Origin of the sequence: Rothia sp. 27098_8_29, assembly GCF_041432785.1 — a bacterium.
Lineage (GTDB): Bacteria > Actinomycetota > Actinomycetes > Actinomycetales > Micrococcaceae > Rothia > Rothia mucilaginosa.
The window spans coordinates 916,031-942,881 of record NZ_JAPWAI010000001.1 but is presented as its reverse complement, the minus strand read 5'-3'; the positions used below and the strand labels follow the sequence as shown (position 1 = coordinate 942,881).

Annotated in this window: 20 protein-coding genes; 11 read left to right on the top strand and 9 right to left on the bottom strand. The window is 61.6% G+C overall.

Annotated elements, in window-relative coordinates:
• Window positions 1-225: 225 nt before the first annotated feature.
• From O3649_RS03695 to O3649_RS03650, 10 genes are all read left to right on the top strand, one after another.
• The gene (locus O3649_RS03695) at window positions 226-825 is read left to right on the top strand and encodes a DUF6318 family protein (protein WP_371572828.1); all 600 of its coding nucleotides are present in this window, start codon (window positions 226-228) and stop codon (window positions 823-825) included.
• A gap of 2 nt (window positions 826-827) precedes the next feature.
• Window positions 828-1,709 (top strand): DUF6318 family protein, encoded by an 882-nt coding sequence (locus O3649_RS03690; RefSeq protein WP_371572826.1) that lies wholly within the window; start codon window positions 828-830, stop codon window positions 1,707-1,709.
• Between the two features lie 68 nt (window positions 1,710-1,777).
• Window positions 1,778-2,365, top strand: a complete 588-nt coding sequence (locus O3649_RS03685) for a histidyl-tRNA synthetase (RefSeq protein WP_070600186.1) — start codon at window positions 1,778-1,780, stop codon at window positions 2,363-2,365.
• 244 nt (window positions 2,366-2,609) lie between these two features.
• The gene (gene tpiA / locus O3649_RS03680; protein ID WP_005509126.1) at window positions 2,610-3,386 is read left to right on the top strand and encodes a triose-phosphate isomerase; all 777 of its coding nucleotides are present in this window, start codon (window positions 2,610-2,612) and stop codon (window positions 3,384-3,386) included.
• A 238-nt stretch (window positions 3,387-3,624) separates the two neighbouring features.
• Complete coding sequence (locus tag O3649_RS03675; protein WP_044143857.1) at window positions 3,625-4,089, top strand: hypothetical protein; 465 nt, start codon at window positions 3,625-3,627, stop codon at window positions 4,087-4,089.
• Between the two features lie 108 nt (window positions 4,090-4,197).
• A complete protein-coding gene (secG, locus tag O3649_RS03670; RefSeq protein WP_012903590.1) occupies window positions 4,198-4,455 on the top strand; it encodes a preprotein translocase subunit SecG in 258 nt (85 codons plus the stop codon).
• 191 nt (window positions 4,456-4,646) lie between these two features.
• Complete coding sequence (locus O3649_RS03665) at window positions 4,647-6,056, top strand: SWIM zinc finger family protein (RefSeq protein WP_070600183.1); 1,410 nt, start codon at window positions 4,647-4,649, stop codon at window positions 6,054-6,056.
• Between the two features lie 82 nt (window positions 6,057-6,138).
• Window positions 6,139-8,910 carry a DUF6493 family protein gene (locus tag O3649_RS03660; RefSeq protein WP_371572823.1) on the top strand — a complete coding sequence of 924 codons (2,772 nt, stop codon included), beginning with the start codon at window positions 6,139-6,141 and terminating at the stop codon, window positions 8,908-8,910.
• Window positions 8,911-8,988: 78 nt separating this feature from the next.
• Window positions 8,989-11,889, top strand: coding sequence for an endonuclease (locus tag O3649_RS03655; RefSeq protein WP_371572821.1), 2,901 nt, complete (start codon window positions 8,989-8,991; stop codon window positions 11,887-11,889).
• Window positions 11,890-12,315: 426 nt separating this feature from the next.
• The gene (locus tag O3649_RS03650) at window positions 12,316-14,916 is read left to right on the top strand and encodes a hypothetical protein (RefSeq protein WP_371572819.1); all 2,601 of its coding nucleotides are present in this window, start codon (window positions 12,316-12,318) and stop codon (window positions 14,914-14,916) included.
• Between the two features lie 158 nt (window positions 14,917-15,074).
• Here the strand turns inward: O3649_RS03650 and O3649_RS03645 are convergent, their stop codons facing one another.
• The 9 genes from O3649_RS03645 to O3649_RS03605 all read right to left on the bottom strand — a co-directional run bounded on the left by O3649_RS03645 (window position 15,075) and on the right by O3649_RS03605 (window position 25,775).
• A complete protein-coding gene (locus tag O3649_RS03645; RefSeq protein ID WP_070629662.1) occupies window positions 15,075-15,419 on the bottom strand; it encodes a type II toxin-antitoxin system HicB family antitoxin in 345 nt (114 codons plus the stop codon).
• On the bottom strand, window positions 15,412-15,663 hold the full coding sequence (locus O3649_RS03640; RefSeq protein ID WP_005506120.1) for a toxin HicA: 252 nt from the start codon (window positions 15,661-15,663) through the stop codon (window positions 15,412-15,414). The genes O3649_RS03645 and O3649_RS03640 overlap by 8 nt, the downstream gene beginning before the upstream one ends.
• Window positions 15,664-15,781: 118 nt before the next feature.
• Window positions 15,782-16,870 carry a 6-phosphogluconolactonase gene (locus O3649_RS03635; protein WP_294633473.1) on the bottom strand — a complete coding sequence of 363 codons (1,089 nt, stop codon included), beginning with the start codon at window positions 16,868-16,870 and terminating at the stop codon, window positions 15,782-15,784.
• Window positions 16,863-17,849, bottom strand: a complete 987-nt coding sequence (locus tag O3649_RS03630) for a glucose-6-phosphate dehydrogenase assembly protein OpcA (RefSeq protein WP_371572817.1) — start codon at window positions 17,847-17,849, stop codon at window positions 16,863-16,865. Before O3649_RS03630 ends, O3649_RS03635 begins: the two co-directional genes overlap by 8 nt.
• Window positions 17,846-19,393, bottom strand: a complete 1,548-nt coding sequence (gene zwf / locus O3649_RS03625) for a glucose-6-phosphate dehydrogenase (RefSeq protein WP_371572815.1) — start codon at window positions 19,391-19,393, stop codon at window positions 17,846-17,848. Before zwf ends, O3649_RS03630 begins: the two co-directional genes overlap by 4 nt.
• 381 nt (window positions 19,394-19,774) lie before the next feature.
• Entirely contained in the window at window positions 19,775-20,875 is a 1,101-nt protein-coding gene (gene tal / locus O3649_RS03620; protein ID WP_371572813.1) for a transaldolase, read from the bottom strand.
• Between the two features lie 171 nt (window positions 20,876-21,046).
• Window positions 21,047-23,149, bottom strand: a complete 2,103-nt coding sequence (tkt, locus tag O3649_RS03615) for a transketolase (RefSeq protein WP_371572811.1) — start codon at window positions 23,147-23,149, stop codon at window positions 21,047-21,049.
• A 674-nt stretch (window positions 23,150-23,823) separates the two neighbouring features.
• On the bottom strand, window positions 23,824-24,645 hold the full coding sequence (locus O3649_RS03610; RefSeq protein ID WP_371572809.1) for an ABC transporter permease: 822 nt from the start codon (window positions 24,643-24,645) through the stop codon (window positions 23,824-23,826).
• On the bottom strand, window positions 24,642-25,775 hold the full coding sequence (locus O3649_RS03605) for an ABC transporter ATP-binding protein (RefSeq protein ID WP_049349667.1): 1,134 nt from the start codon (window positions 25,773-25,775) through the stop codon (window positions 24,642-24,644). The genes O3649_RS03610 and O3649_RS03605 overlap by 4 nt, the downstream gene beginning before the upstream one ends.
• A gap of 174 nt (window positions 25,776-25,949) precedes the next feature.
• Between O3649_RS03605 and O3649_RS03600 the strand changes: the two genes are divergently transcribed.
• Entirely contained in the window at window positions 25,950-26,798 is an 849-nt protein-coding gene (locus O3649_RS03600; protein ID WP_070738399.1) for a metalloregulator ArsR/SmtB family transcription factor, read from the top strand.
• The last annotated feature ends 53 nt before the right edge of the window (window positions 26,799-26,851 follow it).

Sequence of the window (26,851 nt, the reverse complement as noted above, 5' to 3'; positions counted from 1 at the left end):
ATACCGGCGAAGTGAAGTATTTTCGGGATATGTTTCATACTGACCGCCACCCGACTATAAATTTCTACGGCGAGTTTTTGGATGGACGCTGGGTAAGCGTTGACGAAAATCTGCAAGGTGATCTCTTATTACCCGAGGGTGCTTCTGTGGCTGGATATACGAAATAGATTCATGAATTCAAATTAGCGTTAGGTAATGAGAGATATATTTTAGGAAGGAGAAGAAATGACTGTCGACCCGGAGTGGACTAAAAAATTTTTCAATCAAGAAGACTACAGGGGTGCATACCATCTTGTCGATACTGACATGATTGGAATTTACACCCCCGCAAATCAGCAGCACCCTGCATATTCTGCGCCGCCGCCAGACTACAGCTATACGTTTACTAAATTTCTAACGTCCGCTGATTTGAAATTCTATAATAGCTACTATTATCAATGCCAAAACTATATGCTTTTGGCATCTGATTCACGTCGCCTTGAATATGCCATGACCGCCCAAGAAATGTTCTTCCCTGCTATTCAAGATATCTTTGACGACGGGAAAGGCTGGGTCATCACCCCCAACCAACAAATCTTGACCATGCACATTCTCGAAGCACAACCGCGCATCCATAACGAAGAACAAAAAATCTTCGACTGGAACGTCAAATTCGACATCCTTCCCGAAGCAAAAGTCTTCCGGAAAGACACCGGGCAGCTACAGCCCATCGCCGAATTCGACACGCGCGGACTCCTTCGCGACGGAGCAATCCACGGGACCTTGCGCTCGCGTTTCCTCGATCCCGGATGGGATATTCACTTCATCCCTGAAAAGGAGGTATAACCATGGGACCCCAACGTAAGGAACAGGAGACGAGCATCCAGCAGAACTCCTCCCAGGAAGCTCATCCGGTATCTTCTGGTCAGCTACTTGCTCATCAGTCGGAGCCGCGAAAGCCCCGTTTTTCTCGTCGTACCCTCGCAATAGGGGGCGTGGGAGTCCTCGGCGCTCTCTTCGTCGGTCGACAGGCCGGTATCCTCGCCAATGATGAGGAAAAGCAGAAAATGCGTCTTCTTAAATGGGATAGGGCACTAATCGCTCTAGAACCTGATGAGAAGTTTGATGCTGGTTACGTAGACCGTGGAAGCGCAGCGGGGTTTATGGTCTACACCGCCTACGAACGCAACGGCAGGTACGTACCCGCCACTGAAGAGCATGCAGCCCAGAATGTGCCCTACCCCGTTCTGCAGCCGGGAATGAATGAGTATAACCGCGGTGGTTTCTATATTTTTCAGGCGTACTTTTATGCCGCCCTGAACTATTTCTACTACACCGGAGATACCAAACCGCTCTCTGAAGTGATCAACCCCGAAGAGATTATTTCCCCTGAGCTTCTTCGGCTGTACCGGGAAAATCGCGGCTGGCTTATCGCCGGTCAGGATGTGTACCGCCTGCAGGTTACCACCGCCGGTATTAATGACCGCAGTAAGAATGGTCGGCAGATATTGAGATACCAGGCAAGGCGACGTATTCGTGATGAGGCTGTCTTCTACGTGCCCCAAACGGGGGAGAAGCTACCCATCGATAAGTTCTTGAAGACCGGTGAGGAAGAGTACGCTTTCCTCTGCGCGGAGCACCTGCGCGGCCGCTGGGTGCTGGTGGAAGACGATAAGGACGCCACGCCGCTGTACCCTCCGGGATTCTCCCTTGAAGGGCTAGAGGTATAGAACTCACCTTCCAGGTATTCGCACGACATAACCAATAACCACACCACACCAACCACCCTAGGAGACATATGGAACAGTCGCCCCAGAACCCCGGCGCGCCCGCACAGGACAGCGCCGTGCAGGGCAGCCCCTTGCCGGAGAATACGGCGCAGAGCAATGCTGTACAGGAAAACACCGTGCAGAACAACGCTGCAGAAAGCACCACGGTAGAAGCTACTGCAGTACCTACCGCAACCGCCCTCCAGAGTCCCGCGCAAGACCCCGCCGTAGATGGTGCCGCATCCGCGGCTCCTGCTGAGGCGGTAGCACCCGCGCCCGCAGAGCCTAAGCGCATGGGCCTCTACTCGCTTATCTGCCTCCTGGTTGCGGTTCCCCTTGGAGTGTCTATCGGCGGGATACCTCTAATGTCGCTATACCTGACGTACACGACAGGGCCTAACGCGCCCCTGCTGATTATTGCGAGCATCATTATCTGGGTGTGTATCGCCTTCGCATACTGTGCACTTGTCACCTGGATTACCGAAGCAATCGCCACCCGTAAGATGCCCTGGGCACAGTCCCTCGGCTTATGCGCACGAGTGATGGCACTCGAAGCAATCATTATCGCCATTACCTTTTCTTTTCTGCTGTCCGCTCTCAACGGCGGCAGGTACTAACACACCGTAGACAAACACCACCGGCAGAATACCGGCAGGGTAGAGCCCCCTAAGCTCCACCCTGCCGGTACTTCGTATCCGGGGTTCCACACGATCAGCGAACGCGGGGTGAGAATAGTCAAGGCACAGCATAAAACCGCGCCGAACCAGTGAAAATATGCCGCCAACCCTCTAAAATAGAAAAGGAAAATTCCGAACAACAACCCCGCCCGGCATACCGCGCGGGAAAGCTAAGGAGCGAACTATGTCGCGTAAGCCCCTCATCGCAGGCAACTGGAAGATGAACCTCAACCACGCAGAGGCAGTCACCCTCGTCCAGAAGCTCGCATGGACCCTCGACGACGCAAACTTCAACTTCTCCGCAACCGAAGTAGCCGTCTTCCCGCCCTTCACCGACATCCGCTCCGTGCAGACCCTCGTCGAAGGCGACAAGCTGGACATCCTCTACGGCGGCCAGGACCTCTCCGTCCACGACTCCGGCGCATACACCGGCGAAATCTCCGGCGCATTCCTCTCCAAGCTCGGCGCAACCTTCGTGCTCGTCGGCCACTCCGAGCGCCGCACCTACCACCACGAAAGCGACGAGCTGTGCGCAGCAAAGGTCCAGGCAGCATACAAGCACGGCCTGACCCCCGTCCTCTGCGTCGGTGAGCCCCTCGAAATCCGCGAAGCAGGCACCCACGTCGAGTACACCCTCGAGCAGCTGCGCGGCTCCATCGCAGGTCTGACCGCAGAGCAGGCAGAAACCCTCGTCATCGCATACGAGCCCGTCTGGGCAATCGGCACCGGCAAGGTCGCAACCGCAGACGACGCACAGGAAATGTCCGCAGCAATCCGCGCAGAAATCGCTAAGCTCTACTCCGCAGACGTTGCAGAGAAGGTCCGCGTTCTCTACGGTGGCTCCGTCAAGTCCTCCTCCGCACCCTCCATCATGGGCAAGGAAGACGTGGACGGCGTGCTCGTCGGCGGCGCATCCCTGCAGGCTGACGAGTTCGCAGCAATCGCACGCTTCGACGCATAAAACCCTGACGCACCATAGCGTCTCATAGCGTTACAGCGCCTGGCGGGTACCCACCCGACCGGGCGCTGAACCATTTAACCGCCACCGAGTTAGCGGTGGATGTACGAGGCGGGAGTAAGAGCCGGGAGCAGGAGCCAGACGTAAGGGGCGGGGGAGAAGGGCCGGGCGCGTTCGCCCCTCGCCGCAAAACCCACCCGGAATACGCCGACCCCGCGGTTCGCCCCGTACACTTAACGGCATGTTCAGCTTTGGTTTTTCCCTGGTCATCGCAGCCCTCGTCGGCATGATCCTCTACAGCTACCTGCGCAACCGCAAAGTGAGTGCCCCGCGCCTACCCGGCAACGACGGCGGCAACATCGGCTACGCAGGCGGCGCAGAATACCAGGAACCCTCGCCCGAATACCAGTACTTCGAGAGCCGCCGAGAAGCATTCCTCGACCAGCTCTACAGCCGCACCTCCTCACCGGAAATCCCCGTCACCCTCACCCTGCGCGACTGGGTAGACCAGGGCTTCTACGCTGAAGGAGGCGCCTACTGGGCAGCCGCGCAGCAGTTCACCTACTACCTCATCGACGGCGGATACGTGCGCGCCTACGACACCGAAGGCGACGAACTCACCGCTCAGCGTGTGCTCACCGACCGCCCCGCAGCACTGCAGCTGACCCCCAGCGAATACCAGCGCCGCAGCAACCGCGCCGCGTAAAAGCCGCCTCAACGTGACCGAATGGCGGCTGTAGCGTATAGTTAAACCCGTCTGTCTGCACCCCCGCAGTCCAGGCACCCCACCAGAAGACAACGAAGGAAGGTCCCCATGGACGTCATCATGAACGTACTCATGGTCATCATCGCCATCACCAGCGTGATCGCAGTGATGCTTGTGCTGCTCAACCGCGGTCAGGGCGGCGGCCTCTCCGACATGTTCGGCGGCGGTATGACCAACTCCCTGAACTCCTCCGGTATGGCGTCGAAGAACCTGATTCGCCTGACCGTGACCGTGATTGTCATCTGGGTTATCGCAGTGGTCCTGTACGGCCTGGCCCTGCGCTTCAACGGCCAGATCGTCGTCTAGCCTGAGCCTCTCATCAGAGCCCACGCCCACCCCATCGAGGGTGAGCCAAATAGAGCTTCTCCCCGGCACTTCTCAACCGAGAATGTCGGGGATTTTTTATGCACCAAACGGCAATGACGAAAGCGGTAGCGGGACGCGAATCTTTACGGCATGATAGGACGTATACACCACATACGAAAGGCAAAGAAGCCATGAGCGCCTACACCCTCGACTACACGTACACCGCCCCGTCAGCCCTCATCGACGGCGCCGACTCCCGCGCGCTCAGCCTCGCCACCAGCGGCGGTAGCACCCCCGAAGGTGCCGCATCCCACCCGTACTTCTTTTCCGGGTTCCTCGAACGAGCAGATGTCTACGCCACTGCACTACTGGTCGTCGCCAGGGTCGCCCGCACCCGCTTCTACGTGCCGCCCAGCTCCCTCGCCGGAGCCCTACGCGCCGCAGACCCCGTCGTCACCAGCACCGCCGAAGGCCTACGCTTCGAATCCTTCAGCGCCTGCTGCGGAGTGTACGCGCGCCTTGACGTTGACTCCAGCGCACTCGATGCCAGCCACAGCGCCGTAGGCGTCACCAACGTAGACGTCAACCCGCCCCTGCGTGCCGCGCTTGCCTCCCTCAGAGCAGGGGAGCCCATCCACCTGAACGTCGGCGACGACGGGCTGCTCACCACCACCCTTGACGGCTCCGTCATGGAAGAAAAAGTGCCGCTGCCCATCCGCTGGCTCAAAGGCTTTGCAGAAACGCAGATGCTCTCATCCCGCATGAGCCCGGTGCACAGCCTGGACGCTGCCGCCGCCCGAACCTTCATCCACTCCCTGCCGCGTAACTCCAGCACCAAGGCGGTACTGTGGGCAACCCGTGCCGTGCGTTCCCTGCGGCTTGCCACCCGCGCCACCGCTGGATCCGTATGCGTGGCGGGCCCCGAGCGTCTGCGCGTGCTTGAGCCGCTCATCCGCCACATTCAGCGCCTGGACGCGTACAGTGAGCCCGTGAGCGCCGGTAACGCGCCCGTTCCCAGCGTGTGGGTGGCGCACCTGCCAGGCGCACGCCTGAGCATTGGTTTGAGTCCCGAAAAGTCACGCGGGTTCTCCGGTGAGGGATCCGTGCTGCAGGCGCTGTCTAACCCGAACACCGCCCAGAACGCTGACATGCTCAGCGTACTGCTTTCCTTCGAGCCGCGCATTGACGTGCCCGTCATGTCTGCCCGTGCCGGCCTGGATGAGGCGGCAACCCGCGACGCTCTCGCCCTGCTGGCTTCCTCCGGTCAGGTTGGTTTTGACGCGCACGCTGGCGAGTATTTCCACCGCCCGCTGCCCGTGCATCCGGAGGCGCTGACCGCCATGCACCCGCGCCTGGTCGGCGCGAAAAAGCTTGCCGACTCCGGCGCCATTGAGCGGGTCGGGGCGGGCGAGCACGGCACCGGTGAGTACAGTGTGCGCAGCGGCGCAAATACGTACACCGTGGTGCTACCCGCCGACCCGTACGCCGTGGAGGGGTACCTCTGCTCCTGCCCCTGGTGGTTGAAGTACCGCGGTACGCGCGGCCCCTGCAAGCACGCCCTGGCGGTCAGCATTCTTTACCGCGAACACGCCGCCGGCTAGGGTAAACACCCCGACACACCACGCACCGCACTAAAAGACGACGCCCCAAAAGCTCCCCTCAGCTTCCTCCCGAAAGACCACCATGAGCAAACGCCCCGAAACGCATACCTTCCCCGAAGGGGTCATCACCGAGCCGCTCCCCGGCGAAGTCATTTACCCGCTCACAAGGCAGCAAAAAACCTGGAGCGACATCATGCACTTCAACCGCAACCTCGCCAACATCCTGGCGGTCGGCGGCACCCTCGAACAGATTTACCGCCGCTGGCAGTACTTCGACATCACCACCACCCCATACGGCTCCCAGCTCGGTAAAAACACGCCCGGAACCGTCACCCAGGACCGCGTTAAAGCCTACGCAGAGTTCGGCTGGTTCACCGGAGGCGTTGCGATGCGCCTAGCTGAGCTCTACGGCGGGGCGCGCCTCGAACACAACGAGGAATACTACACCGCCCTCATTAACTGCGACCGCGAGCTGATCCTCCCGCTGCTGCGCGAGGACGAACAGCTCCGCGAAGAGCTCATCTGGGGCATGCTCGCCGTCGAAGGTAACCGGGACGTATCCCTCACCCAGCGAGACTCTTACAAGCCCGGGCAGAAGGTCAACAACCCCGGCTGGTCCTGTGCCCTCATCGAAGCCACCGAAACCGGGCTGATTAGCCGTGACCGCCTGATTGATGCGCTCCTGAGCTCCCTCATGAGCGACTTTCCGGCGTACCGGGTCGGCTGGTTCTCACGCCTGGTCACCGGGCTCAAACTCACCGCCGAAGAAATCGAGGCACGTCAGAGCGAATTTCTGACGCTTTTCTCCTCACCCATCGGTCCGAGCGTAACCCTTGGTGTGCAGCATATTCACCGCCTCTGGACCAAAAACCCGCAGGCGCTGGACGCTACCGCCTTCGCCTACGCGGCACCCGCCGTATGCGCCGGAACCAAAGCAAACGCACTCAAAATCCTGACCATGCTCCAGGCGCTGTACCGGGCGGGCACCCTCGATGCTGCCGTTTGCGAAGACGCTGTAGTCATGGCGCTCAGCCACACCCACGCGCAGGTTCAAGCCGCCGCCCTCAAACACCTCGAAGAATGGGTGCAGGCGGGCGCTGCAGACAACGCGAGCGCCGAGACTATCGTGTTCGCCGAGCGTGCCCGCGAACTCTACCGCGACTACCGTTCCCAGCTGGATCCGCTTGTGCTGGCGCAGATTCAGGAAGACGGCTCGCCGCTCCTCGAAGATGGGTACAGCCCGGAGAATAGCCGGGGGAGCGGCACGGAAGACGCAGCCCTCACTGAAGCTGCTGACCTTGAGGCCGCCGCCGCGGAGGCGCTCGCCGCCTCCCGCGCCGTAATCCACCGGTACTGGGACACCCCCGTGCGCCCCGTTACCGAATCCGACGTGCAAGAACGCGCCCGTGCACTCCTGCACCATCAGATTGCACCCTGTGCAACCCCCGATACGCTCAACGAAACGGAACTTCCCGAAACGCACGCCGGATGCGAGCTGGAACTGGAACTGCTCACCGCCTACCTGCTCAGCGCCGACGGCGTCGCGCAGAGCCCCAAACTGCTCGAACAGCTGGTTCCTATCTGCCTGAAAAAGCTGAACCACTGGGGTTTGACATGGTTCGACATGCGCGCGCACTTGACGGTTCTTGCCGCCGCCGGGAAGCTGCGTGAGCGCCCGAAGGCGTCGGAAATGACCCCGAGGGAAGACCCCGGTACGGTGCCAAACCTGCACTACATGTACTCCCGCCACGCCGCGTTCTTCAGCACCGGATTCAAGGATGCCCTCGGCGTGCTGCAGAGCAGGCAGAGCTACACCCCGCTCGCCACCCCTGAGCTGTTTGGCGGGTGGGTGCATCCGGATACCCTGGTGCGCCGGTACACCAAGAACCTGGCTGATGGAGCCCCCATCCTGCGCCAGGATTTCACTGCGGCGCTACTGCGTGTGCGCGTGCCGGAGGTGCTGCCTCCGTACGCTACCGACGAGCAGCGACAGAACGCCCAGAGCCGCCGTGCTGAGGCGCTGACCCTGCTTGAAAGCCTCGAAGAGCAATACGTGAAGAACGCTCAGGAGGAGGCTCCGCGCTCTGCCCCTACCCAGATTCGCGTGCTCCGCTCCGCCCTCGACGGCACCCTCGCCACCGGGCGCGTCAACCCCTACCTGGAATCCATCACGGTATCCCAGAGGGAGAAAAGCTGGGGCCTTCAGCTGAACGGGGTGGCGCACGGTGCTTCCACCCCCGAGCTGAACGCTTTCCGCGGCCTCGCCACCGCCCACCACGACGAAGAAGGACAGTACGCCCTGCTCTACCCCTCGCGGGCAGAACCGCTGGCGTACTACTGCGCTAGCAGCAACTGGTATATCTTGGATCACAGCGCCTTCGACCGGAGCCTGTATTTGGCGTTGGCGGCGCACCCCGGCGCGTGGGGTCCTGCCTGCGCGTTCGTGTTTGCCGCGGGCTTCTCGGAGCAGCGCGTCGAAATTCGTTCCCTCGCCGTGGAAATCATGCACCGCGTGCTGGACGATCAGCTCAGCCTTGAGGACGCCACCGCAGGGTTCGTGAACTTTGTGCCGCTGGCGATGCTGAACCGTTGGGCGCTCGCCCTCACCGACTTTGCCCAGCTGGATGCGCGGGCGGCGGTGCGCTTCTTCGCGCGCCTCATACCGCACCTGGATACCGGGGCGAACTCGCTCGGTAAGCTGCTGGGCGCCTTCAGTCAGGCGTTGGCGACTCTCGATCCTGCCACCCGTGTGGAGCTCGTGGATGAACCGCTGCGTGCCTGGTTGGGTTCGCTGACCGGTTCTTCGCAGAAGGCGCGGTACGCCCGGAATATCCTCAAGCAGGTGCAGGGCTAACCGCTCAACCTGTCCCCGTTCAACACTTCCGTTCAACTCTTCACAACCATTCACCATCAACTCCGAAAGCAGGTACCAATGACTGATACCGCCCAGCCGCATAACCCTAACGAGCGCAACGCAGGGGAGCGCACCCTCGAAGAGCGCCGCGCCGCCCTCAAAGCCCTCATAGCGGCAGAATCAACTGACGTGCAGGAATACCACGCCGTCATTACCGGTGCGACCGAGGAGGAACGCGCCTCCCTCGCCCGAACCCTCGCCCCGAAGAGCGTGATCGGTAGCGACCACATTAACCGCACCCCGCTCGCCGCCTACGTTGCCGGGGCGCTCGTGCGCACCCCCGACGGCGACCCGTGGGAATACCACCGTTCCGCCGGCCGCGCCATGCGCACCCTGCTCTGGGAGGGGCGCCCGGACCAGCAGCTGATTGACGCGTTCCTGCTCGGCGCCATCGAACGCCCCGACGAGTGGATTCTGCGTTTCATCGAGGGCCTGCCGAACTCTTGGGCGCGCTCGAAGAAGATCTGGGAAACCTGCTACACGCTGCTTCGCGCCCGCAACCTGAGCTGTGATGCCCCCGAATACCTGGTCCTTTTCCTGCACGAAGCCCTGCCCTGTGTGAAGAAGGGCAGCGCCAGTAATCACGCCCAGCTCAAAACCTTCTTTACCCGTGACATGACCCTGCTTGACCAGGAGTTTTGGGCGGTTTTCCGCACCGAAGGGGTGCTCTTCAAGGGCTACGGCAACTACATGGGTGAAAGTGCGGAACTGTGCCGCCTCATGGGTGAGTACTTCGATATCCGCGACGAGATTCTGGACGCCCTGCTACGCGGCCTGACCAGCGATTTTAGTGCCTTCAACTCGGCGGCGTTCCACTCCGTCTACACCGACCTGCAGCCCACCGACGCAGAAAACCGGGCACGCTTCGGGCAGCTCATGGCTGTCCTCACCGCCGAACCGAGCGCATCGGTTGGTTTCGCCCAGACCATGCTGCAGAACGTGCTCAAAGCCTGCGCACCCGCCGCCCTGCAGAAGAACGAAAACGCAGAGCTGGCACCGCTCGAACAGGTCGAGCTGGAACAGCTCATCGACGCACTCTGCGCGAACCTCTACCGCACCGAAAAGAAGATTCAGCGCGGTGCCCTGCGCCTGTTCAAGCTCATCGCCACCCAGTACGCTGGTTTGAGCAAAGCCAAGCGTAAGAAGGCGCAAACCGCCGAGCAGCTGGCGCTTGCCGAATATATTGCTGAGCGCATCCTTGAGGCTTACGAGGTGCTGCCCCTGGAACTGCGCGGTGCCGCTGAAGCCTGCCTGCCCGAAGACCGCCTACCCCAGGCCGAAGAGGAGGAGGCGGCAAGCACCTCCATAGAGGTACCGCCGGTGCTATTGCCCGGCGTTGAGCACCGAGAACCCGTCGCATCCATCGCAAATTTGGAAGAGTTCTGCACCCTGCTGACGGAAGAGTCGAACACCACCTCGGGTCGAATTACCGGGGACGAATCTCCCAGCACCCGAGGAGAGAACCTGGCACGTCTCTACCACTTTGCCGCGACCGACAAGCTGGCGCCGGCGGATCAGCAGCAGCTTCGTACCCTGCGTAAGATTGCCAGCGAATATTACTACAACAACGTCGCGTACATGCCTGTTCTCCGCGCAGTATTGAAAGCTAACGCCGAGGCCGCCGGGTACGAGTCATGGGAGCTACCCGAGCTCACGCCGCTCCTGCAGTATTCCAGCCGTAGTGAGATGGTTGCACGAGCTCGCCCGAGTAACGCGCTCCTGAGCAAGGAAGAGATGATACGTCTGACTATTCAGAATAAACACCATCTCTGGAATGCTGACTACAAGCCGTTGAAGGGTTACCGTGACCTCTATGAGATCTTCCGCGAGCAGATGCGTGCCGTCGCCGCCGGGGGAGAGTACCACACGGAAGGACGCACTATTCGTCTGCTTACGGAACCTCTGCCGTCCCGCTCTATCACCCCGGAGGAATGGACGTACCGTATGGTCTCCAGCCTGGACATCCCCTGGAGTGGCTACAACCGCGGTCTCGATTTTGATCGAATTGAGGAATACCGGCAGGCCAGCCAGAAAGGTCGTCTCCGCGAGGCAGGTTTCAAAAACTTTAACGTTGAGGAATTTGTGGAGTACCAGCCCATGTGGCAGGTCAAGGGCGACATTGCGGATACCGCGGATAAGGCGCGCGAGGTGCTGAGCCACGCAACCGCTGGCATGAGCCCCGAGGAGGCTACCGCCTACGAAGCTCTTAACACCGCCTTCATTCCCTTCGTATATTTGCTGAATCTCGACAGGGTCGACAGCTGGCTGGGTGATTTCCTCCCGGCACTCACCGAATGGGCGTCCTGGTTGCTTCAGAACAACCCGGACTTGCTCTCGGCATACTTCTTGTTCGCGGGGAGGGCTGTACTCGACTATAAAAATGCGACTCCCGTATTGCCGCTTCTGCGCGCGCTGAGGGAGTCCACCGTGCAGGTAGGCGCCCCCTCCTGCGCCCTGCTCGGCTATGTGGCGAGCGCGAAGAACCCCGAGTACCGTCTGGCGGCGGCAGAGGCCATTGCGGCACTCTTTGAGGCGGGCCTGCTGGATGCATCCACCTTCGCGGAGACCCTGAAGTGGGCTTTGGAGGACGGGATGGTTCTTCCGAACCGCCTGGTGGCGACCCTGCGTGAGGTGTCGGCTATTAGTCCGCTGGCGGGTTGGCGTGTGCTGCAGGTTCTGCGTCTGCTATTGCCGATGGTTGGTGAGCTGACGAAGGGCGGCGACTATGTGCGCCTGGCGGTTGAGCTTGCCGAACTGTACGGCACACAGGTTGAGATTCCCACCGAGCTGGAGCCGAAGATGAAGGGCTCCACGGTGCTGGCGAAAGCACTGCGCGCCCTGGCTGCCGTGCCTGCCCGCAAGACGGAGGAGGCGCTTGCCGCCCGCGAGGCCGCGCTCGCCCTATTGGGTGAATCCTAGCTCTACCTCGTGCACCCAACCCCACTCACCGCCCCGTGTTACCGCCCCGTGACGAAACGGCTTGACCACCGTCGCGGGGCGGGAGTACTCTATAGGTAATGGCGGATCATGAAGAGTCCTACTTTCTGAAATATCTTTCCTATATTTATCGGATTCTTCGCTTCCCGCCATTTTTTCTTTTAACCCAGTTCCCACGCGGCTGACAGATAAGCGGCCAACAGATCAGCAAGCGACCGATCAACAAGCAACGGATAAGTGCCGCCCAGGCTCCGCGATACGTAACCGCCTGTTGCCCCCGCGAATATATACCCCCGCAGGTCACCGATGACCAAACCCCGCGACAACCCGCACCCACGCCGCTACGATAAGAACATAGACACACCACCGACGGTGACAGCCGGGTGAGACCAACGGAAAGGACGACCCGTGACCACTCCCTACGACGCATCCCCCTACCTGCAGGAATCACCCTACCTCAACGAATCCGCCTACCTTCACGGCGAAGCGCCCGAGGGTCTCAGCCCCCTCGTGCGCCTCATCCTGATGCGCCGCTACGGCGTATACGTCTTCACCGACCTGTACGACCCCTCCTACCGCTCGAACTACTCGAGCATTAATGAGCGGCACCAGGCCGGCGTATTCGACACTGACCTGGGGCGAGTGTCCGCCCTGAGCAATTGCGGCCTGACCCTCAGCCCTGAGTCCCTTGCCCAGGCGCTGAACGCCAGCGCCAACGAATTTGCCCTGTTCGCGACTATCTGGTCCTACGAATACGGGTACCGTCCCGGCCGCATGTTCCGCCGCGACTTTGATCTGCGCGCCCTGACGCTCACCGACGAGCAGCGCTACACCGAGCAGATCATGCACTACCTCTCCAACCCGTACTACAACCCGGACGGCACCGAGCGCATCCTTGGCGGCCTGCCCGAGAACTACGTGCCCTACGAGTGGCAGCAGCCGATGAGCCGCTCCAACTTCACCAGCATGGAACGCAACCGCCGACCCTTACAGATGGTCAGCGGCGTGCAAAACGCCCTGATCATGGCGGGTGCCCTCTACCAGCAGCTGCTCGGTCAGCAGCAGGCGTACAACCAGACCGACCAGCGCGACCTCGTGGCGTTGCGCCGTTTCCTCGCCCAGCATGACGCGCTGCCGGCTGCCCGACCGGAGAACACCAGCCGCGAAAACCGCGTGTTCATCGCCGCCTGCCTGCACCCCGAAGACGCTGAGCACCTGCGCACAATGAAGGAGGCGCTCGCCCTCGCCGCCGCCTACTCGCGTCTGCGTTACAACGGCACGGTGGGGGACCTGAGCCTGAGCATCGCGCCGCGCCTGAAGTTGCGCCGTAACGAACGCACCCGCATCGCGCACCTGCTCAACCGGGTACTGGAGGCTGACCCGGTTGGCGCCCGCTACGACAGCGCACCCGCCGCCGAAATGTACAAGCGCCTCGTCAAGGCGGTTCACCCCGGCGACTACCCGTCACTGACCGCGCTGAGCCGCTGGGCTGACGACCTGTACCGCGGCGAGGTGTACAGCTTCGAGTCGCTGGTGGACCGCGCCTACGCCACCCGGGATGCGCAGAACGTGGCACGTCTGCTCTCGACCCGCCCCGGCGTGTTTGCACGCCAGCTGGTGCGCGCCCTGGATGCTTTCGAGGCTCCGCGCTACGGCATCGACACCGCGCCGAGCCCCGGCCAGCAGGTCATCTTTGATGCGTTCGCCGCCGTGGCGCCGCGCGTTTCCGCGCCCATCCTGGTGCAGATCCGCAACCTGGTGACCCTGCAGCGTAACGCGCTCGCGAACCCGCCCAAGGAGCGCCCCGCCAACCCTGTGGCGGCGCAGGAGGACCGGGAGATGGCTGACTATGCGCGCCGCAACCCGGAGGGCGTCGCGAGGGTTCAGAACCTCATGCAGAACGCGGGCATCCCGAACCCGCTGGGCTCGTTCTTTGACCGTAACGCCGGCCTGTCTAACCCGCACACCTCTGTCCCCGAGAGCCCGCGAAACACTCAGCGTGCCGCGGCTTCCACTCAGAAGGCTCAGCCTGCCGCCCCGCAGCGCATGAACCTGTCCAAGACCGGTATCGCCACCATGATTCCGGCGCGCGAGTACAGCCCGGCGGTGCTTGACCTGCTGGAGCGCCTGGTCGAGATTGGCCTGTCCGGCCGTCTTGCCGAGACCAGCATCTACCTGCCCGAGCAGGTGGGCGATACGATCATGCCGCTGAACACCCGCAGTGCCCGCCCCTCCCTGGACGGCATGGGCCGCTACAACACCTCGACGGTGCACCTGCCGCCCACCGGCGTGATTCGCCTCTTCTGCTTCTGGGATGAGGGCGTGGACATTGACCTGTCGCTGATGATGTTCGATGCCGAAGGCAACTACATGGACAAGATCAGCTACTGGTCGCAGACCGCGAAGAACAGCCAGGGCGCCATTTATGCGCACCACTCGGGCGACATTACGGACGGTACCGGCGGCGCCTGGGAGTACATCGATATTGAGGCTCGCAAGGCGCTCATGGCGGAGGTGTGCTACCTCGTGCCGGTGGTGCAGCTGTACTCCGGCTTCGGGGAGGCACACACCCTGGCCGCGGTGAACGACCTGCAGGCGGGCTTCATGGTGGTGCCCGCCGTGGGCGTGGGCGAGGTGCACGAGGTGAGCCAGGTGCACACCAAGTTCACCTTGCGCGCTGAGAGCCGCGGCGTGCTTCCGTTCATCGTGGACCTGCAGAACCGCGACCCGTACGACATTCCCGATGAGACCGACGCCATCGTGAAGGTGACGGATATCGGTCTTGCCCACGGCATTAATGTGTTGCAGTCTGGCGCGAATATCACCGCCGTGCGTGAGCACTTTGACTGGGCGCAGCCCATGACGGTGCGCGAGTACCTGCAGCTGACCGGCGCGAAGCTCACCCCGAGCCCCGAGGAGGCGCAGGAGGTGCTGGAGGCGACGGTTCCGTCGCTGGCGGCACTGTACGTGGGCTTCGAGAACGAAGCGGAGGAGCCCCAGGAACAGTAGCCGAAGAATTAGAAGCCGCAGAATCCTGCCGCTACTGAACAGTAGGCGGGCGTAGCAAGAGTGGAGCCCCGGGTAGTCGAAACTATCCGGGGCTCCACTCTTTTGTTATGTCATAACATTTTGGAATCTTCGTTGGATGATGAAGATGTACTGGCTACTTAGGCGACTGCTTCGAGTTGTTGGCTCACGTACTGGTTCAGGCTCTGGTGAGAAAGCGCTGCCTGCTGAACCAGACGACGATGCAATTGCGGTGAAACACGCAAGTTGAATCGTCCTGAGAAGGAACGCAGAGAGAACGGTTCGGGTGCCTCGCGGCCGTCTTCTTCAAGAATCTCAAGGGTATCGGCGACGACTTCTCGAATACCCGCGAATGCTTCGGTCGAGGTCGGTGCCAAGTATGAGAGGCTGGGAAATTCTGCGACGGTTCCGACAAATTCCTGGTCGTCTTCAGACCACTCGACGCGGTAGGTGTAGAGCTCCTGGCGGGGGAGAGCGTTAGTCATCGTTATTCTCCAATTTTCGAATGGCAGTTAGAACCTGCTTGACTTGGTATTTCTTTGCTTTACCGGAGTTTCCCTGTTGAATGTTGACAATAGGGTCACCATGCCAGGGGGTGCTGTAGTAGTGGTGAGATCCGCGGATACGCGGCGCTCCAAAGAAATGGGTGCATACCTTTTGAAGTTGAGTGAAAGTAACGTTTTGAGGGCTGGAGGCCATCTTCGCAACTAAATCTTCAATACTCGGCATACTTCATGGTACCACTTCTAGTACCATTCGGGCTGGTTTAAAAACCATAGAGAAAAGCCCCGGATAGATGTCTATCCGGGGCTCCACCCTTTATCCAATGCAGTTCAGAACCAGAACCTTACGGGCGGTTCTCAGGAGCCAGCGACTCCTCGGTTGCAAAAATCAGGGTCTGCTTCTTACCGCGCGCACCCACCGCCGGGGTCTCCAGCAGCAACTCCGCGTTCAGGTCCTCAGCGTCCAGCTTCGCGCCAGCCAGAAGGCGGCTGGTCGCATCCTGCTTATCCTCACCGGTGATGAGGAAGAATACGTGACGCGAATTATTGATAATCGGCAGGGTCACCGACACGCGCTCAGCCGGCGGCTTCGGCGAATCAGAAACCATCACGGTTACAGCCTTACCGCCCTCAACCGGATCCTCCGGCAGGCCGGTACCCAGCAGAACCTGCTTACGGCCCGGGAACAGGGACGCAATGTGACCGTCCGGGCCCATGCCCAGCAGGGTGATATCAAAGACCGGTGCGGGCCACTGGCCACCACCACCGCAGCCTCCGCCGCCGCATCCGCAACCACCTGCGGGCTCAGCAGCCTCAGCATCAAATTCGTCCAAGGTGGTCTCTTCGATGGACTGCTCGGGTGCGGAAGAACCGCAACCGCCGCCACCACAACCACAGCCGCCGGAGCCGCCGTGCTCGTGACCTGCGCCGCCACCGTGACCGCCAGCCAGCGGCAATTCGGTTGCGCCCTCGGGCATCTGCACGCTCACAGCCGGTGCGGAACCAGCGTAGTCGCGCATCTCAAAGGCGTAGTGCTCAGCTGCAGCTTCCAGGCCGGTAAAAATATCGGACGGACCCATGCGGTGCACATTGCCCACGACCAGGCCGTGCGACAGCAGGGGAGCGAGCAGCACCTCAATAGCCTGACCGTCATTACGTTCAGGGCTACGCTCGGGCACGAAACGCTCATCAGAGAACCAGAAATGCACGCGGGACCAGTCGATATCCTTCACGCGCTCGTTCTCAGCCCACGCCTTCAAGGTGGCGATACCCATGGTGCCGCCGGTCAGCGAAATGTGGGCGATCGTGCGCTCAGAGAGCACGTGCTCAATGATGTCGAGGATGCGGGTCACCGCGTCCGCTGCGAGAGCGTCGCGGGTCGGGTGCGCCACCAGGGTGGGGGTGGATGCGCCCATGTTCTGAATCTTAGGCATCGAAAACCTCCGGGTATTCTTCGAGGTCCAGCATGTCTTCAGGCTGGCAGGTATCGTCCACGAGGGTTACGGTGCGCAGCGCCTGCTTCAGCACGTCACCGTAGGTGTCGTCCGGGTCGAGGCGGCGCAGCTCCTCAGAGATGCACTCGGCGAGGGTCCGCACCGGCAACGCAATCTGCTGGTCGGGTGCGTACGGGGTGGAGATGGTCGCCACGGAAATGCCGGGGCGGAACATCGTCACGGAACCGTCTTCACGCTCAATGCTGACGCGGTACAGGCCGCGGTTTGCCGCGCCGATGGTGGCGAGGTGTACGGGCGCTTCAAGCTTCCAGCCGAGCCACGTACCGAGCAGCACCACGGACGGGGACTTGCTCGAACCCCACACGACCACGCGGCGCACGGGGGAGGAAGGCATCTGCTCCATGAGCGCTGCCAGCTGGGTGCGCCACAGGGTGAGGCGGGTCCACGCCAGGTCGGTATCGCCGGCGCGGTACACCTCGGCGAGGTGTTTGAGAGCTTCCTTCGGGTCCTCAGCGCGTGCAGAGTCGGTAATGCGACGCTGCGCGATACGACCGATGGAGTGCTGTGCCGGGTTCTCGGGCAGCGAGTGCGGCCACCAGACCACAATCGGGGAGTCCGGCAGCAACAGACCGGAGATCAGTGCTTCGGTCGGGCGAGATGCGCTACCCCAGCCGCGCAGAACAATCATCTCGGATGCGCCGGTGTCGCCACCGAGGTGGATTTCTGCATCCAGCTGGTCGGGGTCGAGCGGGTCGTGAGAGATGTGCACAATAATGCGGCTCGGGTGTTCGTGGGAGGCACGAATTGCGGCGCGCATTGCTTCGCGGGAGTGGCCCTTTTCCGCGAGAACAACGAGGGTGAGAACTCGTCCGCTGCTGAGGCTACCGTTGGCGGCAGTCAGGTGGCTCAGTTCCTTGTTGATAGCGGAAACGGTGGTGTTATGCAGGTGCGAGATCACGGGCGCCTCCAAGCGCGGTTGTCACGCTCAAGCATCTCGTGTGCTGAACGCGGACCCCACGAACCGGACTCGTAGGGTTCAGGCTTAATGCGGTTTTCTTCCCAGTACTCTTCGAAGGGGTCGAGGATCTTCCAGGAGAGCTCAACTTCTTCGTGGCGGGGGAACAGCGGCGGCTCGCCGAGCAGAACGTCCAGGATGAGACGCTCGTAGGCTTCGGGGGACTCTTCGGTAAAGGAGTGGCCGTAGCCGAAGTCCATGTTGACGTCGCGGATTTCCATCTGGGTGCCGGGCACCTTCGCGGAGAATCGGATGGTCATGCCTTCGTCGGGTTGCACGCGGATGACGATGGCGTTCTGGCCGACCTGCGGGTTTTCACGTTCGCCGAAGAGACGGTCGGAGGACTTCTTGAAGACCACGGCGATTTCGGTGACTCGGCGGCCCAGGCGCTTGCCGGCGCGCAGGTAGAAGGGGGTGCCTTCCCAGCGGCGGTTTGCGATGGACACCTTCAGCGCTGCGAAGGTTTCGGTGCGGGAGTCTGCGGGGATGTCGTTCTCGTCGAAGAAGCCGTTGACGTGCTCGCCGCCCTGGTAGCCTGCGGCGTACTGGCCGAGTGCAAAGGAGCTCGGCAGGTCGTCGATACGGACTGCTTCGAGGACCTTCGCCTTCTCGGCGCGCAGGTGCTTAGCGTCGAGGCTGAGGGGCTCTTCCATGGCGGTAAGGGCGAGCAGCTGCAGCAGGTGGTTCTGGATGACGTCGCGGGCCGCACCCACGCCGTCGTAGTAGCCTGCGCGGGAGCCGATGCCGATGTCTTCTGCCATGGTGATCTGGACGTGATCCACGTAGTGGGAGTTCCAGAGGGGCTCGAACATCTGGTTGGAGAAACGCATCGCCAGGATGTTCTGCACGGTTTCCTTGCCCAGGTAGTGGTCGATGCGGAATACTGCGTCGGGCGGGAAGACTGCCTCCACGATGGAGTTCAGTTCGCGTGCGCTCTCAAGGTTGTGACCGAAGGGCTTCTCAATGACCACGCGGCGCCAACCGTCGACGGGGTTGACGGTGTCGTTATCGCGCGATGCGAGGTCGTGTTCGGCGAGCTTGGTGAGGACCTGCTCGAATGCCTTCGGAGGGATGGAGAGGTAGAAGGCGTGGTTGCCGTGAGCGCCACGCTCGTCGAGTTCGGCGAGGGTGTTCTTGAGCTTTTCGAAGGCTGCGTCGTCGTTGAAAGCACCTTCAACGAATCGCATGCCCTGCTGGAACTGGTTCCATACGTCTTCGCGGAAGGGGGTGCGGGCGTTTGCCTCAACAGATTCACGCACGTAGGAGCGGAAGTCGTCATCGCTCCAGGGGCGGCGGCCGAAGCCGACAAGGCCGAAGCTCGGCGGGAGCAAACCGCGGTTCATGAGGTCATACACTGCCGGAAGCAGCTTCTTGCGGGCCAGGTCACCGGTTACGCCAAAGAAGACGAGCGCGGACGGCCCCGCAATGCGGGTAATGCGGCGGTCGCGAGTGTCCCTGAGGGGGTTCGCTTCATGACCGATAGTCACAATATATTCCTTTGATTGCCTTGGTTGGTTCGTGCGGCGCGCGGTTCGTACCTTGTCGCGCGGAGGCGATGCCGCATTCTGGAAGGTGTGTACCCTGTATTGTACCGGTTTTTGACGGGACGATATGAGGGGCACCTAACCCGCCGAGATTCTCTGGGACGCCTCGGGCGGTGAAGCCCTGCGGGAATCCTGGGCAGAATCTCTACGAGAATCCCGGCGGATTGGTGCTGTGCCCACAATATGGTGGGCGTGCATATCGGTTGGTGTGCGTCGGGTGGTGCACACCGGGAACGCATTGGTCATGCGCTATATTTCAGCGGCTGCTGAACTTCAGTGGCTTCCGAATTTCAGCAGCTGTAGATTCGGCTGTGTCGCCTGGTTCTACTTAGCCTGCTCGAGTGCCTCGCGGACGGTCTGCAGCAGCTCTTCCCAAGAGACGTCGAACTTGGACAGGCCCTCAACCTCGAGCTTCTCCACGACCTCCGGGTAGGAGACGTGAACGGAGATAGCGTCCAGAACCTTGTTGGACTCGGAGTAGTTCGGCACGATGGTGTTGCCGGTAACCTCGCCGTGGTCGGCAACAGCGTTCAGGGTTGCCTCGGGCATGGTGTTCACGGTGTTGGGCGCAACCAGGCCGGTGACGTACAGGGTGTCCGGCAGGGACGGGTCCTTCACACCGGTGGATGCCCACAGCGGGCGCTGTACGTTCGCGCCGTGTGCCTGCAGACGTGCCCAACGCTCGGAGGAGAACATTTCCTCGAACACCTCGTAGGCGAGGCGTGCATTTGCCAGGCCTGCCTTGCCCTTGAGCTGTACAGCGTCGCCGCCTGCAGCTTCGAGGCGTGCATCGATTTCGGTGTCTACGCGGGAGACGAAGAAGGATGCGACCGAGTGAATGGTGGACAGGTCCTTGCCGTTCTCCAGCGCCTGCTCCAGGCCGAGCATGTAGGCGTTGATGACCTCGCGGTAGCGGGTCAGGGAGAAGATCAGGGTCACGTTCACGCTGATGCCAGCAGCCAGGGTCTCAGCAATGGGGCGCAGACCTTCCTGGGTTGCGGGGATCTTAATCATGACGTTTTCGCGGCCCACGCGCTCGTAGAGCTCACGCGCCATCTTCGCGGTGCCTTCGGCGTCGCGTGCCAGGCGGGGGTCAACCTCGATGGAGACGCGGCCGTCAAAACCGTTGGATCCCTTGTAGACGGGTGCGAACACGTCGCAGGCTGCGCGTACGTCGTCGCAGGTTGCGGCGAAGACTGCCTCTTCAACGCTTGCTCCGGCGGCGGCAAGCTCGCGCATCTGCTCAGCGTATGCGGCGCCCTTGGAGAGCGCGCCAGCGAAGATGGTGGGGTTGGTGGTCACACCGACGACGTTGTGGGTCTTGATGAGTTCGGCAAGGTTGCCGCTGGTCAGACGCTCACGGGAGAGGTCGTCAAGCCAGATGGAGACACCGGCGTCGGAAAGCTTCTGAGTGGACTCAGACATGTGAAAACCTTCGATTCTTTGTCGAAATTGAAATTTGAGATATCAGTGAAATCTTCTGGGCGGCGGGAGGCTCCGGCTGAGCGGTCAGCCGGAGCCTACCCGTTGCGTCCGCACCCCACCCGTACAGGGGGAGCGCAGTGTGCGCGGCAGTTACCGCGGCGTTGTTATTGCCTACTTAGCGGCGTCGATGGAATCCTTAGCGGCGGCCACGACAGCCTCCGCGGTGATACCGAATTCGCGGTACAGGGTCTTCGCATCGGCGGATGCACCGAAGTGCTCGATGGACACGGCGCGGCCAGCGGTGCCGAGCAGGTCGTACCAGCTCATCGCCAGGCCAGCCTCGACAGAGACGCGGGCTGCAACCGAGGAGGGCAGAACCGACTCGCGGTACTCTTCGCTCTGCTCGGCGAACCACTCACGCGAAGGCATGGAAACCACGCGGGCGGCGATGCCCTGCTCTGCGAGGGTTGCGCGAGCCTGAACGGCCAGCTCAACCTCGGAACCGGTAGCGATCAGGATGACGTCCGGGGTGCCCTCGGTGTCAGCCATGATGTAGCCGCCGCGTGCGGTGCCCTCAGCGGAAGCGAACTTCTCACCCTCAGCGTCCGCGTGCACGTCTTCACGAGCCCAGACGGGCAGGTTCTGACGGGAGAGCACGAGGCCTGCGGGGCGGTCGGACTTCTCCAGGATGGTGCGCCATGCGACGGCGGTTTCGTTAGCGTCCGCGGGGCGAACCACGTCGAAGCCGGGGATAGCGCGCAGCGAGGAGAGGTGTTCGATCGGCTGGTGGGTGGGGCCGTCCTCGCCCACACCGATGGAGTCGTGGGTCCACACGTACAGTGCGGGAACACCCATCAGCGCGGAGAGGCGAACAGCCGGGCGCTGGTAGTCGGAGAACACGAAGAAGGTGCCCGAGAACGCGCGGGTGGGGGAGGAGAGCACGATGCCGTTGACGATTGCTGCGGCAGCCTGCTCGCGAATACCGAAGTGCAGCACGCGACCGTAGGGGTTCGCGGTCCAGTCTTCGGTGCTGTGCGATGCCGGGTTGAAGGACTCTGCACCCTTGATGGTGGTCAGGTTCGAACCGGCGAGGTCAGCGGAGCCGCCCCACAGTTCGGGGAAGGTGTCAGCAATAGCGTTGATGACGGTGCCGGATGCCGCGCGGGTTGCCACGGAGGTGCCAGCCTCGAACACGGGGAAAGCAGCCTTGTAGTCTGCGGGCAGTTCGCCTGCGACGAGGCGCTTGTACAGTTCGGCGCGCTCGGGGTTAGCCTTGGCCCATGCCTCGAACTTCTCGTCCCATGCCTTGTGCGCTGCGGCGCCGCGCTCAACAAGCTGGCGGGTGTGTGCCAGGACGTTCTCCTCGATGAAGAAGCTCTTGGCGGGGTCGAAGCCGAGCAGTTCCTTGGTTGCGGCGACCTCTTCAGCGCCGAGCTTGGAGCCGTGCACTGCGCCGGTGTTCTGCTTGGTGGGGGCGGGGTAGCCGATGATGGTGCGCAGCTCAATGAAGGAGGGCTTGTCGGTGACAGCCTTCGCACGCTCAATAGCGGCGTACAGTTCTGCGACGTCCTCAACGTAGTCGCCGGTGCGGGTCCAGTCCACGCGCTGAACATCCCAGCCGTAGGACTCGTAGCGCTTTGCTACGTCCTCGGTGAAGGCAACGTCGGTGTCTTCCTCAATGGAGATGTGGTTGCGGTCCCAGACGACGATCAGGTTGCCGAGCTCCTGGTGACCTGCGAGCGCGCACGCCTCGGCGGTGACGCCTTCCTGCACGTCACCTTCGGAGGCGATGACGTAGACGTGGTGGTCGAAGGGGGAGGTGCCCGGTGCTGCTTCGGGGTCGAACATGCCGCGCATACGGCGCTGTGCGTAGGCGAAACCAACGGCGGATGCCAGGCCCTGGCCGAGCGGGCCGGTGGTGATTTCTACGCCCTTGGTGTGCTTGTATTCGGGGTGGCCGGGGGTGAGGGCACCCCAGGTGCGCAGGGCTTCCAGGTCGCTCATTTCGAGGCCGTAGCCGCCGAGGAACAGCTGAGTGTACAGGGTGAGGGAGGTGTGGCCGGGGGAGAGGATGAAGCGGTCGCGGCCTTCCCAGCGGTCGTCGGAGGGATCCTGGTTCATGACCTTCTGGAAGAGCAGGTAGGCGACCGGCGCCAGGCTCATTGCGGTGCCGGGGTGGCCGGATCCGACCTTTTCTACGGCGTCTGCGGCGAGGATACGTGCGGTATCTACGGCGCGCTGGTCGGTTTCTGTCCACTGGAAGTTCTCTGCCACGTGGGTGTCCTTTCACAACGTGAGTGGATGCGCCAGCAGGCTTGTGCTAGCGCGCTGTCCGTCGGGTGTAACGTGCCTTCGGGGGTGCTTATTCCCGCGCCGGTAGGTGACCGGGTAGGTACCAGGGTAGGTGCGGGGCGCCGGGAGGTTTGTTTCGACCCTTTCGTTTTAACAGGATAGTTCACTGGGCGGAAGTATCCGGTGTGTGAATGCAGACATTCACAGGGTGATACGGGGCTGAGATGGAGAAAAAGCGACGCTACAACGCGGGCTCTGCGGATTTCGCGGTGCGCGTTTGAGCTGTGTTTCTGAGCTATGCGCTGAATATTGTTCAGTAACGTAACAATTTTTGTGTAAGTGGTGAAGCTCATGTTAAGGTTGAGCAGGAAGGTTGCAGACCGAAACAGTGGTTGGGTCGGTCTGCATCTCGGTGATTGAAGCCCCTCCTCCGCGTAAGAACCGTCGATTATCTTACTGTGGTGGTGAGATAAAAGGTTCTGGAGGAGGGTGCTTTCTTTTAGTCTCTGACCGTGCACTTTGTGCGTGATTGAGGCTAAAGGTTTGTGTTATATGAATGGGCGCCGGATATGGTCGGAAACATATCCGGCGCCCGCCTTTTTAACCTGCAGTTGCTTTAGCTGTATGCGCGAAAAGCGCTGCCTGCCAGGTTGATACTAGTCAGACCACTTGAACTTGCGCGAGGCAATAAACCCAATGACCACGGTCCACACGATGAGTACCCAGTGCGGGTCGGCGAGCCACTGATGCTGAATGAAGTTGCCGCGCAACGCGTCACCCAGAGCCGCTGAGGGCGACCACGCTACGATTCCGGCGTACCAGTCGGGGAAGGACTTGAGCGGGAACACCACGCCGCCGGCACCGGCAAGAATCACCCAGGCAATATTCACGATGGCGAGGGTCGCCTCCGCGCGCACCGTACCGGCAATGAGCAGACCCAGCGCCGTAAACGCGCCGGCACCCATGAGCATCGTGATGATGGAGCGCGAGACGGCGATAGCGTCCGGGCGCCAGCCCAGACCGTACCCGAGCGCCGCAACCAGCGTGAACTGAATCGCCACGACCACCAGCACCGCAATGCACTTGCCCATGATCAGACCGTTACGGCCCAGGGGAGTGGTCGCAAGGAACCGCAGCACGCCGTAGCGGCGATCAAAACCGGTGGCAATGCCCTGACCGGACAGCGCCGTAGAAATCACGCAGAGCGCCAGAACGCCGGGGACCGCCGCATCCATGCGGGATACTCCCACCGAGTTCGCGTACTCATCAATCAGACCGGTGAACCGCAGGGCGATAAGCGCCATGACGGGAAAAATAATGTTGAGCATCAGCTGTTCGCCGTTGCGGAGCATCGCCATCGTCTCGTAGCGGCCCTGCTCAATGACGCGCACGAGCGGGTAGTTCGCGCGCGGGGGAATGTACTCCTCGTCTTCGTCAATAGAAGAGACCTTGGGGCGGGTGTTCGCGGTGTTGCTCATCGGATATCACGTCCTGAAATGTCGAGGAAGACATCCTCAAGAGTCTTCGGTTCCATGGTGAGAGAAATGGGCATGAGGTAGCGCTCGGCGAGAGCGGAGGTGAACGCCGCCAGGTGCTCGGGGCGTAGCGCGCCGACCAGCTCATACGCGCCGGGCACGGAGGGCGCACCGTCACGAGCCGGGGTGTAGGGCACCTTTTCGATGAGCTCCACACCGGCACGCAGATGCGCGGGCAGCAGTTGCTCACGGGTGGGGGTGGGGGCATCCAGTGTGTACTGCAGGCGGTTCGTGCCGTCGCTGGCGATGAGCTCGGAGACGGTACCTTCCTGAACCGTGGTGCCGTTTTCAATGATGTACACGTAGTCGGCGAGCTTCTGCGCGTCATCAATCAGGTGCGTGGTGAGCACGATTGCGGTGCCGAGTTCACGCTGTTCACGAATGATGTCGAAGACGACGTTGCGGGATTGCGGATCCAGGCCTGCGGAGGGCTCGTCGAGGAAGAGTACGTCCGGGCGGCCGATGAGGGCGGCGGCGAGGGAGACGCGCTGCTTCTGACCACCCGAGAGGCGGCGAATCGTGGTGCCGTTGAAAGCATCAATGCCGAGGCGTTCTGCGAGCTCTTCGACAGGGTACGGGTCGGTGTACATGGTCGAAATATGCTCGAGTAGCGGGATGGGGTGCATGGCGTTGGGCAGGCCGCCGTCCTGGAGCATAATGCCGACTTTGGCGCGCAGCTCCGGGTCCGCCTGTAGCGGGTTTTCTCCGAGCAGGCGCACGGTACCGCGGGTGGGTTTGAGCAGGCCCTGGGCGCAGGCGAGGGTTGTGGTTTTGCCGGCACCGTTGGCTCCGAGCAGGACGACCACCTCACCGGGGAAGACACGCAGGTTGACCTTGTTGACGGCGCGGTAGAGCCCGCTGGCGGTGAGCCGTTCGGGGTATTTGGTGCGGAAGGCGCGTGAGGGTTTGAACTCTTTGATGAGGTCTTTAATGGTGAGCGCCGGTTCTTCGGTGACGATGCGTCGTCGTGCGGTGGGGGAGGCGCTGGGCTCCGTGTGGTGCTCAGTGTGTGCCGTTGGTACGGCGGATGCACGCCCAGGGTGGTCCTGCTGGCCCGCGGTGGTGGTCTCCATAGACAGTCACTTTCGATTTTTTCGCTGATGAGCGTGTGTACCCCTTCATCTTATGCCCTAACTCACGTTCAAGGCACGCCCGTTACGACTCAAAAGTTCACTTTAAGGTAGAAAAGTTAGCAAGTAGGGGTACCTAACTAGCCAAAGAAAAACTAATTAGGACATACTTTATTTGTGTATTCCGTGAATAAGACCCCTCAGCGCGCCTCAACGAACGAGGCGCAGACCCGAAACGGCACCCGAACCGCCGCCTCGGGCTCTACTGGTGCTTCCAGTACAAAGTCCTCCGCGGCACGCACATCCAAGCGCAAAGCCGAGGCAGAAGAACGCACCAGGGACCGCGTCCTGCGCGAAGTCCTCAACAATGGCCCCGTATCCGCAGCAACCCTCGGTGAGCTCCTCAGCCTCACTCCCGCAGCGGTACGCCGCCACCTCGACGCCCTCGAATCCAACAACATGATTGAGGTCGCGCCCATCAAAAAGCACGGCGCCGGAGCTGGACGACCCGCCCGCCGCTACGTGATCGCCCCCCAGGGCCACGAACGCCTCGGCAACGATTACCTCCTTATCGCCCGCGAAGCCCTGCAGATGCTCCGCGACACGGTTGGTCAGGAAGCCCTCGAAGCTTTCGCCTCCGCCCGCGCCGCAGAAATGGAAGCCCGCTACCGACCCGTCGTAGAAGCCGCCGGTGATGACGTGGCAGCCAGAGCGCAGGCACTCGCAGAGGCAATGAGTAAGGACGGTTTCGTGGCGACCGCTCAGGTTACCGCGCCTCCTGCAGGACGAACCGTTCCCGAGCATTTTCTGGCAAGTATTCAGCTTTGTCAGGGTCACTGCCCGGTACGCGACCTCGCTGGAGACTTCCAAGTGTTCTGCGAGCAGGAAACCGGGATTATTTCTGACCTGCTCGGCGTTGATGTCCGTAGGCTTTCAACCATGGCTTCGGGTGCTCACGTGTGTACCACGCACGTGCCCCTGAACCGCGTCACCGCCGAGGGTGAGAAGAACGCAGAAGAATCCTAGAGAAACCTATTCCTAGAGAAACCTTCCGCGTAACGCTTACCGCAGTACCTCGC

Coding starts and splice junctions, on each gene's coding strand:
- O3649_RS03690 (WP_371572826.1), top strand. CDS start 828: ATGGGACCCCAACGTAAGGAACAGGAGACGAGCATCCAGCAGAACTCC.
- O3649_RS03635 (WP_294633473.1), bottom strand. CDS start 16,870: ATGCCTAAGATTCAGAACATGGGCGCATCCACCCCCACCCTGGTGGCG.
- tpiA (WP_005509126.1), top strand. CDS start 2,610: ATGTCGCGTAAGCCCCTCATCGCAGGCAACTGGAAGATGAACCTCAAC.
- O3649_RS03660 (WP_371572823.1), top strand. CDS start 6,139: ATGAGCAAACGCCCCGAAACGCATACCTTCCCCGAAGGGGTCATCACC.
- O3649_RS03640 (WP_005506120.1), bottom strand. CDS start 15,663: ATGCCGAGTATTGAAGATTTAGTTGCGAAGATGGCCTCCAGCCCTCAA.
- O3649_RS03665 (WP_070600183.1), top strand. CDS start 4,647: ATGAGCGCCTACACCCTCGACTACACGTACACCGCCCCGTCAGCCCTC.
- O3649_RS03645 (WP_070629662.1), bottom strand. CDS start 15,419: ATGACTAACGCTCTCCCCCGCCAGGAGCTCTACACCTACCGCGTCGAG.
- tal (WP_371572813.1), bottom strand. CDS start 20,875: ATGTCTGAGTCCACTCAGAAGCTTTCCGACGCCGGTGTCTCCATCTGG.
- O3649_RS03695 (WP_371572828.1), top strand. CDS start 226: ATGACTGTCGACCCGGAGTGGACTAAAAAATTTTTCAATCAAGAAGAC.
- secG (WP_012903590.1), top strand. CDS start 4,198: ATGGACGTCATCATGAACGTACTCATGGTCATCATCGCCATCACCAGC.
- O3649_RS03610 (WP_371572809.1), bottom strand. CDS start 24,645: ATGAGCAACACCGCGAACACCCGCCCCAAGGTCTCTTCTATTGACGAA.
- O3649_RS03605 (WP_049349667.1), bottom strand. CDS start 25,775: ATGGAGACCACCACCGCGGGCCAGCAGGACCACCCTGGGCGTGCATCC.
- O3649_RS03675 (WP_044143857.1), top strand. CDS start 3,625: ATGTTCAGCTTTGGTTTTTCCCTGGTCATCGCAGCCCTCGTCGGCATG.
- O3649_RS03655 (WP_371572821.1), top strand. CDS start 8,989: ATGACTGATACCGCCCAGCCGCATAACCCTAACGAGCGCAACGCAGGG.
- O3649_RS03685 (WP_070600186.1), top strand. CDS start 1,778: ATGGAACAGTCGCCCCAGAACCCCGGCGCGCCCGCACAGGACAGCGCC.